The following is a 9620-nucleotide window of genomic DNA, read 5'->3' as shown; positions in this document are numbered from 1 at the left end:
ATCAGGTTCCCAGGTATTCATCACACAGCGATCGCAAAACTTTTCGGTCTACTGAAAGTTGTAGACATATTTACTTAGTGGACAACAAAAATCAGAAAGAATTTATCTAATTAGTTGTGCTGAGATTCAAGACGTTTTTCAGATGTTTGTTTTTTGTGGAATTTCTATGATAAATGCAGTTCACAAAACACACAAATTTGCAATTTTAAAGAATAACAGCTATGGCAAATATTGTTGGAAATGACGCGAATAATATCTTGTCTGGTAAAGTCTCCAATGACTTTATTGATGGCAAAGGAGGAAATGACTTTCTCTACGGAAATGCGGGTAATGACACTCTTGAAGGCAGAAATGGAAACGATAACCTTTATGGTCATACAGGCAATGATGTTTTAAGAGGCGGTAATGGCAGTGATTTCTTAGACGGTGGTACTGGTGTTGATATACTAACGGGCGGAGCTGGCCTACTTTTGGCTATTACGATCCCCCATTTGCTAATGGTTCCCCAGTACAAAGCCCCAACGGTATTAGAGTGTTGAATCAGCCAGATAAAATCACTGACTACCAAATCGGTGTAGATAATTTCGTCTTTGAAACTGGCAAGCTTGGACTTGATTTTAATGCCCAAGTTAAATACAAAGAAAGGGTTAGCTCTAAACTATCGGGTAATGCCAATGTACTAGTGTTGCTCGATGCATTTCCAAATGCTGCTGCTGCCAAAGCTATTGCTAATAACAATAAGATTACATCTGATGAAGGATTATTTGTCTATTACAACTCTACACTTGGCTTTTCAAGAGTTGTCTATTCTACTGATTTAGGTGACGGCGGCCCTATTAGTGTCCTGGCTAATCTGACTAATCTAACAAGCTTGTCTAACCAAGCTAAGTTTTCGCCCCAAGATTTCACTTTTTATACCCTAACTTAATATCAACTACCTCTATTTGAAACAAACTAAGGAGAGCTTTATAAGCCTCTCAACAAACTATATAAAAGCCAATTAGATAGAGTAATAACTCAGTTTTTTACTTTATCTAACTGGCTAATTTTCGCTAAGTTTTGATGATCTATTTTTCTGGTGGTAAATCTACGCTGTAAATAATTTTTCCTACCAAGTTACGCAGTGTTACCGTCATCACTTTTGTATTTCCATTAATTTTAACTCCTCCAAAGAATTGCAAACCTTCACTTGGGGGGCGATTTGCTTTCGTACCTGGAGGAAGGCTTTGAAATATTAATTGTGGGCCAAAGGTATTTTCTAATTCGTTTGGCCCAAATGTGCCAGAGTTAAGAGGCCCGGCGACGAACTCCCAAAAAGGCTTAAAGTCGGTAAACTGTGCTTTAGCCGGGTCATAATAATGGGCTGCTGCATAATGTACATCAGCAGTTAACCAAACAACATTCTGGATATTTTTATTTTTGATAAATCGTAGTAAATCGGCAAGTTCTAGTTCTCTTCCTAAAGCTGGGCCATTTCCATTAGCCCAAGCTTCAAAATCAGTGCTACCGTCTTTAACTATCAGCCCTAAAGGCATATCACTTGCAATCACTTTCCATGTTGCTTTTGATGACAGCAATTGGCTTTTCAACCATTCCACTTGTTTTTTGCTCAAAAAGTCTGTTTTTTTACTTGGTACTGGCTGATTATTGGGAGAGTTGGGCCCCCGGTAAGTGCGCTCATCCAGCATGAAAATGTCTAATAATGGGCCATAGTTGAAGGAGCGATAAATTTTTGCTTTATCTGGATTATTTGTTTCATATCCAATAGGCAAATATTCCAAAAATGCTTGTCTTGCCCTTTGGGCTAGTAAGTTAACATCCTTAACTGTGTAGCGGTCATCATTCTGGATAGTTTGCCCAGGATACCAATTGTTCCTTGTTTCGTGGTCGTCCCACTGTGCCAATATGGGAACTTCAGCGTAGAAACGCTTGATGTTTTGATCCAGTAAATTGTAGATATAGTTACCACGATATTCTGTGAGAGTTTCTGCTACTTTGGATTTTTCTGGTGTGGTGATGTTTTTCCAAATAGTGCCGTCGTCTAAAGTTACTTCTGATTGAATGGGGCCATCGGCGTAAATATTATCCCCAGAATGAATAAAAAAGTCGGGGTGAAGTTGCCGCATAGTTTCGTAAATTTTCATTCCACCAAACTCAGGATTAATTCCCCATCCCTGACCGGCGGTGTCACCACCCCATACAAAGAATACATCTCGCCCAGATTTGGGAGGAGTTCGGAAAGTGCCTTTGACAGGAGCGCTGTAAGTGCCTTTATAGTTTAAATCTTGGAAAATTACCCGATAAAATAATTGTTGGTCTGGTGGCAGGTTCGTTAAATAAAGTCGTGTTGTAAAGTCGCTATTTTTTAAAGCATTGGGCCCCACAACTCGCTGCACATTTTTAAAAGATTCACTAGTAGAGTATTCTACGATCATTTTGGCGGAGCGATCGCTACGGCTCCAAATAACAATACTGTCTTTAGAAATATCTCCGCTAGCTACACCATAAGGTATAGCAGGACGCATTTTGTCAGAGGTAATAATTGCAGGCGCTTGGGCAAAAACTTTTGATTTCCATACAAGATTTGTGGCAATAATTCCACCTGCTGTGATAGTTGAACGGAGCAAAAACTGACGGCGATTTAACTGTGATGGGCGATTAGATTCCATGATAAATAATGGCAAGCTTAAAAAGTATTACAAGATAACCTTTTAGCACACTCTCTTATATCAAAAAGTAAAGATTGGGTTATCTAATGGTTAATATAAAACTATTTTTTAAGAAAACTTAAGTAAAACGTCTTAAATAATTAAAGGTTTGTAGTAATGACTTTAGTCTTTTTTTAGGGCTGAAGTCCCTACTAAAAACTCCATGATGAAACCACATAAAAAGTACGCATAATTTTTATTGGATAAATTACAAATGACTAATGATAAATAACTAATAAAGTACTCTATATTCCTGCATCTACCTTGTGAATTTTGGGTAGCAATCTGGGAAAGATAAGTTTGTCAGGATTAAAAACTTTAAAATTATTGAGACGGATATTCAGAATGTTACCAGAAATATTACCTCAGCAGCCAAGGTTTGAGAGTATGCTGGCTATGCATGACGTGACAAATGCTAATAAGCCAAACTTGCGATTAAAGTCAACTTTGCAAGAATTACCCTTTTGGCAGGTTCACATCGAAATAGAGCGTCCCGGCAATGATTTGGCTATGCTCTTTAAGGAAGAGCCTTTATTACCGGGAATTATCTTAACTAATAATCAACAGTATGTAGGAATAATTTCACGGCGGAAATTTTTTGAGTATATGAGCCAAACCTATAGCTTGGCATTATTTTCTATAAGACCGATTAAAATTCTTTACAAGTTTTTTCAGCAAGAGGTATTAACACTTTCGGAAGATATGCTTATTGTCAATGCTACTCAGTCAACTTTACAACAACCACCTGAAATTGCTTATGAGCCAATTTTAGTTAAAACTACGTCTGGAAAATATAAGCTCGTCGATTTTCATCAATTACTTTTAGCCTACTCCCAAATTCATGCCTTAACACTTATTGAACTACAGCAGGTAGAGGAACAATCTAGAGTTGCTAAAGCAGGCTTTCGCGATCTTCAACAAAACTATACGCAATTGATCCAGAATGAAAAAATGGCTGCTTTAGGACAACTCGTTGCTGGTATTGCACACGAAATCAATAATCCCGTAAACTTTATTTCTGGTAATATTGTCCACGCCATTGAATACAGCCAAAATTTACTCGCTCTGATTAGATTGTACCAACAATGTTATCCTGAGCCAAAAGCGGAAATTCAAACTGCGATCGCACAAATTGAACTAGACTTTTTAAGTACCGATCTCCCTCGTCTTCTCACCTCTATGAAAGTTGGTACTAAGCGAATCAAGGAAATCATTCTTTCTTTAAGAAATTTTTCTCGTCTTGATGAATCTGATAAAAAATTAGTTGATATTCATGAAGGAATTGATAGCACTCTGGTAATTTTACAAAGTCGTTTCGACCAATTAGGTGAAAGCATAAATATAATTAAAGAATATGGTGATCTTCCCAAAGTTGAGTGCTACGCTGGGTTACTCAATCAGGTATTTATGAATATATTAGTGAATGCTATTGACGCTATAGAAGAGTCATTAGTTATTACTCATCCTTCATTGGTAAAGGATAAAGCAAAAATTTGCATTCGGACTGAACTCACTGATGACAAACAAGTAATTATCCGCATTTGCGATAATGGGATGGGAATTCCAGAAAGTCACCAAAACCGATTGTTTGATCCCTTTTTCACCACTAAACCTGTTGGCAAAGGAACTGGATTAGGTTTATCTATTAGCTATCAAATTGTTGTGGAAAAACACGGTGGTCAACTGCAATGCATATCGGTTTTGGGCGAAGGGACTGAGTTTATTATTAAAATTCCGGTTCAAATGAATTCTTAATAAATTTATGACACCTTACCGTAATTGAGGTTACAAAACAAGCAACAAACAAAGAGTAGACATTTTTCTAAATACTCAACATTGCCAATTTGCCTTAACTTAAAAATTGAATTTTAACTATAGGTTCCTGCTGTCTTACTTGTAATCTTTATTGGCTCTGTCACGATATCATCTATCTTGTTAAACTCTCCAGCCCTCCAGCTATCTGTTATATCCTTGATAAAACTGGCAATAGGAATCGCAATTAACAAACCCAAAACTCCCCCCAACTTTGCTCCCAAAAGCAAAGAAATTACTACCCAGACTGGGTTTAGTCCAGTTAAGTTGCCAAGAATTCTCGGTGCTATAAAATTAGAATTAACTTGGTCGATCGCAACAGCTACACCTAAGACTTCAACTCCTAACCAAAAGTTTTGCAAAGCTACCAATAAACTTACTATAGCGATACCTACTCCAGTACCAAAGGGGAAGAGAGAAAATAAACCAATACCGATACCAAAAAGTAGAGCTAAGGGAACTTGCAACGCCAAAAACGCTAGTGTAATTGTTACTCCTAACACTGCTCCTAATGTTGCTTGACCGATGAAGTAATTGTGGAAATCCTCTCGCAGTAATTCGCGCACTCTTAACCCAATATTAGGGGGAAGCCACTGAAAAATTCCGTCCCAAAGACGTTCACCGTTCAATATTAGGTAAATAGTCAGCACTACCGCCAGCAGCACGTTCAGCACAATACCAATGGTATCGACAGCAAAACCAAGAATTCTACCAGTGAAGGACTGAAGCTGGTTAGATAATCTCTCCAGAACTTGGGTAAATAAACCACTTAAATTAATCGGAAGTTGTTGCTGACTTAATGCCCAATCTTGAAAAGTTTGCAACTGTTGAGTCCCAGAATCAATCCAACTGGGCAATATATTAGCTAGCTCAACGAGCTGTTGGATAATCAAGGGAACCAAAGTGATGCCTAAAGCCACTAAAACCACTAGAGTCAAAAGTAATACCCCTGCGATCGCCAGGTTGCGTTTTACCCCCTGTTCCTGAAGAAACTGAATTGGATAGTTTAAGACAAAAGCTAGCAGGATGGCGGCGGCGATAACGCTGACTAAGGGTTGAAAATATTGTATAACCTGGAGCAATAGCCAGCCGTTAAGAATAATAATCGGAAATGCCAATCCTATAGTTAACCATCGCGGTAGTTTATTTGCTGATTGCATTAGTTATGACTCCACAAGAGTTCTAACTCTATTTTGGCTTTGATTTTGATTCATGAAAAAGCATATAATTATTTACGAGATCGTGCTGCAATTGCAGTATACCCAAGTAGGGTAAACTAGTACGCCACAGCGTAAATATAGCAAGCATTTAAAATCTTTCAAAATCCCATCTCATAATACTTTTGACTTTTAAATTTTGACTTTTGACTTCCCCCAAGGGGCTGATTTCCGCCTTGCGGCACTATGTTTGTTGGTATGTCTGAATAAAATCCAACATAATTTTTTGATGCATATTTCCCAAAGGTCGCACTTCACCCGCGTTTTGCGAATAACAATTACCTTGGTGAATATTTTCTAAGGTCAATAATCCCATATCCCAGCCTTCATTCAAAACCAGTTGATTTAATTCCACCAAGAGTGGTGCATGAAAGACATGACGAACAACTCTTTCGTCGGGATAACAGCCAAATTCAACAAAGGGTGGTAGATTATAGCCGATTTCTTCTAAAATTTCTCGCTTCACCGCTACCTCTGGTGTTTCTCCAGGTTCGATATGACCGCCAAATAGCGCCCAGTAACCAGGGTAGAGAATACCGGGGATGTTGTCTCGCAGTTGCATGAGAAACTTGTTTTTTTGGTAGAGAATGGCGATCGCTACATGTATCGGTTGATTGTTCATGTCTTATTTTTAATTGCCAATTACTGTTCTTCTAGATAAACTTCCCCCAATTCTTTCCCAGCTAAAGGGATACTTCGGTAGCGAATTTTACCTTTAATCACCACTTGTGCCCCCTCGTTCAGATTTTTTTGATTGGTGACAACCCAAATTTGGCCAGTTGAGTCACTAATTTGATAAGCCCACTGCTTCATCAAAGGAGCTTTCTTTTCCACCTTACCTTGGATGTAAACTGTAGCCTTATTGTCTTGTTCTGGTTTAATTTCTCTAATTGGGGTGACATTAGTACCAATTGTCAAATTAGTCCCATTCAAGCCAGACGAGGTTAAACTACCACAACTACAAAGTCCCACCACCAATAAAAAAACTAACCCCAGGCGGTAGGGAACAATACTGCGTCCGTACAACAGACCTCTTGCAATCAAAAATAAGAATCCCACCCCGCCAAAGCTACGCTTTGTCTCCTCTCCCCCTGCTAAGGCTACGGTGTACACACAAGTCTGAAGTAGTTTAAGAGGCTGGTTTTTACCCCACCCTAACCCTCCCCTTATAAAGGGGAGCCACTGCGTTGGGCGGCTTTGCCGACTTGAAGCATGTGGCGTGAAGGAATTAGATTTTCGGCTTCCCCCCTTTCCAAGACCGTCAGCTTCAGGAAGTGCCCATAACAATCCCAGGAGGGAACTAGATTTTCGGCTTCCCCCCTTTCCAAGGGGGGATTGAGGGGGGTAATTCGACTTGTGTGTACACTCTCCCCTTGCTAAGGGGTGGGGTATTGGGGACTTTTGCAAGAGGTCTAAGAATGAAAGAGACATTCTCGTTTGTTGCATGAAAGCCACCAATTGAGCAAATTTTTGCTTCACTGCTTGTGTCGCCAGTTTCATCATGTCTGTTCCCATCTATACTATTCTCTGCACTTTCAGAAACACACTCTTAACTGAGCAAAAAATGTTCTGAATTTCATCCTTAACTCTTTATTCTTCAGATAACGCCATTGATCTGAGAAAATAAAAATTATGGATTCACTGTGAGAAAAACGCTACGACACCAATTAAAAGGCAGGGGGCAGAGGGAAAGACTTGTTGCAAGTGTTTTGACAAAAGGCGAATATAGCTAGGAATTCTCATGGAAACAAAAACTGCCAAACTCCTTGATGGTAAAACAATAGCCGCAAAAATTCAGCAAGAACTTTCTGTTGCCATTACACAATTACAACCAAAAATTGGGCGATCGCCTGGTTTAGCAGTACTGATGGTTGGCGATAATCCAGCCTCAGCTGCTTATGTTCGTAACAAAGAAAAAGCTTGCGCTAAAGTTGGGATCGCCTCTTTTGGAAAGCATTTTCCCGCCCAAACAACCTTTGAAGAGTTAGAAAAAGTCATAGCTGCACTAAACCACGATGAACGAGTGGATGGCATTCTCGTGCAGCTGCCCTTACCTAACCACTTGGATGCTGTAGCTCTGCTACATCAAATTGATCCCGATAAAGACGCTGATGGACTGCACCCAGTTAACTTGGGGCGATTAGTCCGGGGAGAAACCGGTTTACGTAGCTGCACCCCGGCTGGTGTGATGCGGCTTTTAGAAGAATATGAAATTTCTTTGCAGGGAAAACAGGCAGTAGTGGTGGGACGTAGTATTTTGGTGGGTAAACCAATGGCGCTGATGCTATTAGAAGCTGATGCCACAGTCACGATCGCTCATTCGCGATCGCATGACCTCAAAAGCATCACCCAAAATGCTGATATTCTAATTGCAGCAGCAGGTCGTCCCGGACTAATCACTGCTGATATGGTAAAACCGGGCGCTGTTGTGGTAGATGTGGGAATGAATCGCGTCACTGATGCTAATGGCAAAAGTCGCTTAATTGGCGATGTCCACTTTGAGTCAGCAGCTGCTGTAGCAGAATTTATCACCCCCGTTCCTGGTGGTGTTGGCCCTATGACTGTCGCCATATTGTTGCAAAATACATTTGCCAGCTATTCTAGGGCGGCAAGAGAAAAAAGTGAGGAGTGATGAGTTAAAAGTTAAGAGTTATTAATCCTAACTCCTCTACAGACGCGATTGATCGCGTCTCTGCTAATTCTTCATTTTTTCAGCGCCACAGCACCTTAAAATTGTGACGTATAAGACAAAAATCGCAAAATGTCAGGAATTTAAGAATGGTAGCAACTGATAACGTTCAAAAGACACCACCAGAGGAAGCCACGTTTAACTTAGCAGCTTATCTGAAAGAGCGCCAAAAGCTTTGTGATACTGCTTTAGATCAGGCTATCCCCATCATTTATCCAGAAAAGATTTATGAGGCGATGCGCTACTCGTTATTAGCTGGAGGCAAGCGTGTACGTCCCATTCTTTGCCTTGCTACCTGTGAAATGATGGGTGGCACTATCGAAATGGCTATGCCAACAGCTTGTGCTGTGGAGATGATCCACACAATGTCATTGATTCATGACGACCTACCGGCGATGGATAATGACGATTACCGTCGTGGGAAGCTGACGAATCATAAAGTCTATGGCGAAGATGTGGCGATTTTGGCTGGCGATGGCTTGTTGGCTCTCGCTTTTGAGTTTGTTGCCATTGCAACCCCTCAAAGCGTTAAGAGAGAGCTAGTCTTGCAGGTTATTGCCCGTCTTGGTCGGGCGCTGGGGGCAGCTGGTTTGGTCGGCGGTCAAGTTGTCGATTTAGAGTCGGAAGGTAAATCAGATATTTCCCTAGAAACGCTAAATTTCATTCATAGACACAAAACATCTGCCCTTTTGGAAGCTTGTGTAGTTTGTGGCGGCATCATCGCTGGAGCATCACCCGAAGATGTACAACGACTGACCCGTTATGCTGAAAATATTGGGCTAGCATTCCAAATCATAGATGATATTTTGGATATCACTTCTACAAAAGAGCAATTAGGCAAAACTGCGGGTAAAGACCAACAAGCGCAGAAAGTCACCTATCCTAGCCTTTGGGGACTTGAAGAATCTCGCTCAAAAGCCCAAGAGTTAGTTAAAGCAGCTTGTACAGAACTAGAACCATTTGGAGAAAGAGCCAAATCACTCCAAGCGATCGCTCATTTTATCATCAGCCGCAATAACTAGTGGCGCTTTGGATAATTCCTAATTCCTAAGCGATTGATTTGGAATGGGTGGTTAATTGACACCATGCTATACTACACCGTCTAGCGAAATTCAAAATTCACTCATATCAAAATCCAAATAGCTTTTAAGTAAGCTTTTGGGTGAATTTGAATAGTTAGTCTGTTTCTACCGT

General features: G+C 40.3%; 9 protein-coding genes. 5 read left to right on the top strand and 4 right to left on the bottom strand.

The annotated features are described in order from the left end of the window. Positions 1–221: 221 nt before the first annotated feature. Together RMY00_RS22025 and RMY00_RS22020 are read left to right on the top strand one after the other, a co-directional pair. The gene (locus RMY00_RS22025; protein ID WP_322649569.1) at positions 222–539 is read left to right on the top strand and encodes a hypothetical protein; all 318 of its coding nucleotides are present in this window, start codon (positions 222–224) and stop codon (positions 537–539) included. Beyond that, a complete protein-coding gene (locus RMY00_RS22020; RefSeq protein ID WP_322649568.1) occupies positions 536–928 on the top strand; it encodes a hypothetical protein in 393 nt (130 codons plus the stop codon). The genes RMY00_RS22025 and RMY00_RS22020 overlap by 4 nt, the downstream gene beginning before the upstream one ends. 139 nt (positions 929–1067) lie before the next feature. Here RMY00_RS22020 and RMY00_RS22015 read toward each other — a convergent pair whose 3' ends face one another. After that, positions 1068–2669, bottom strand: a complete 1602-nt coding sequence (locus RMY00_RS22015) for an alkaline phosphatase D family protein (RefSeq protein WP_322649567.1) — start codon at positions 2667–2669, stop codon at positions 1068–1070. Positions 2670–3095: 426 nt separating this feature from the next. Here RMY00_RS22015 and RMY00_RS22010 point away from each other — a divergent pair, with 426 nt between their 5' ends. Then, a complete protein-coding gene (locus tag RMY00_RS22010) occupies positions 3096–4463 on the top strand; it encodes a sensor histidine kinase (protein WP_322649577.1) in 1368 nt (455 codons plus the stop codon). 113 nt (positions 4464–4576) lie between these two features. On the opposite strand, the gene RMY00_RS22005 is transcribed toward RMY00_RS22010, so the two are convergent. The 3 genes from RMY00_RS22005 to RMY00_RS21995 form a co-directional block, all read right to left on the bottom strand. Then, positions 4577–5680, bottom strand: a complete 1104-nt coding sequence (locus RMY00_RS22005) for an AI-2E family transporter (RefSeq protein ID WP_322649566.1) — start codon at positions 5678–5680, stop codon at positions 4577–4579. A gap of 241 nt (positions 5681–5921) precedes the next feature. Further along, entirely contained in the window at positions 5922–6359 is a 438-nt protein-coding gene (locus tag RMY00_RS22000; protein ID WP_322649565.1) for an NUDIX hydrolase, read from the bottom strand. Between the two features lie 20 nt (positions 6360–6379). Then, entirely contained in the window at positions 6380–6781 is a 402-nt protein-coding gene (locus tag RMY00_RS21995) for a hypothetical protein (RefSeq protein ID WP_416212088.1), read from the bottom strand. Between the two features lie 697 nt (positions 6782–7478). Between RMY00_RS21995 and folD the strand changes: the two genes are divergently transcribed. Both folD and crtE read left to right on the top strand, forming a co-directional pair. Continuing rightward, entirely contained in the window at positions 7479–8369 is an 891-nt protein-coding gene (folD, locus tag RMY00_RS21990) for a bifunctional methylenetetrahydrofolate dehydrogenase/methenyltetrahydrofolate cyclohydrolase FolD (protein ID WP_322649564.1), read from the top strand. A 146-nt stretch (positions 8370–8515) separates the two neighbouring features. Then, positions 8516–9448 (top strand): geranylgeranyl diphosphate synthase CrtE, encoded by a 933-nt coding sequence (gene crtE / locus RMY00_RS21985; protein WP_322649563.1) that lies wholly within the window; start codon positions 8516–8518, stop codon positions 9446–9448. Positions 9449–9620: the final 172 nt, after the last annotated feature.

The sequence above is a fragment of the Nostoc sp. ChiVER01 genome (assembly GCF_034531155.1).
Taxonomy (GTDB): domain Bacteria; phylum Cyanobacteriota; class Cyanobacteriia; order Cyanobacteriales; family Nostocaceae; genus Nostoc.
This window is presented reverse-complemented; position numbering and strand designations above follow the sequence as displayed.

Coding starts and splice junctions, on each gene's coding strand:
- RMY00_RS22005 (WP_322649566.1), bottom strand. CDS start 5,680: ATGCAATCAGCAAATAAACTACCGCGATGGTTAACTATAGGATTGGCA.
- RMY00_RS22025 (WP_322649569.1), top strand. CDS start 222: ATGGCAAATATTGTTGGAAATGACGCGAATAATATCTTGTCTGGTAAA.
- folD (WP_322649564.1), top strand. CDS start 7,479: ATGGAAACAAAAACTGCCAAACTCCTTGATGGTAAAACAATAGCCGCA.
- RMY00_RS22000 (WP_322649565.1), bottom strand. CDS start 6,359: ATGAACAATCAACCGATACATGTAGCGATCGCCATTCTCTACCAAAAA.
- RMY00_RS22010 (WP_322649577.1), top strand. CDS start 3,096: ATGCTGGCTATGCATGACGTGACAAATGCTAATAAGCCAAACTTGCGA.
- crtE (WP_322649563.1), top strand. CDS start 8,516: ATGGTAGCAACTGATAACGTTCAAAAGACACCACCAGAGGAAGCCACG.
- RMY00_RS22015 (WP_322649567.1), bottom strand. CDS start 2,669: ATGGAATCTAATCGCCCATCACAGTTAAATCGCCGTCAGTTTTTGCTC.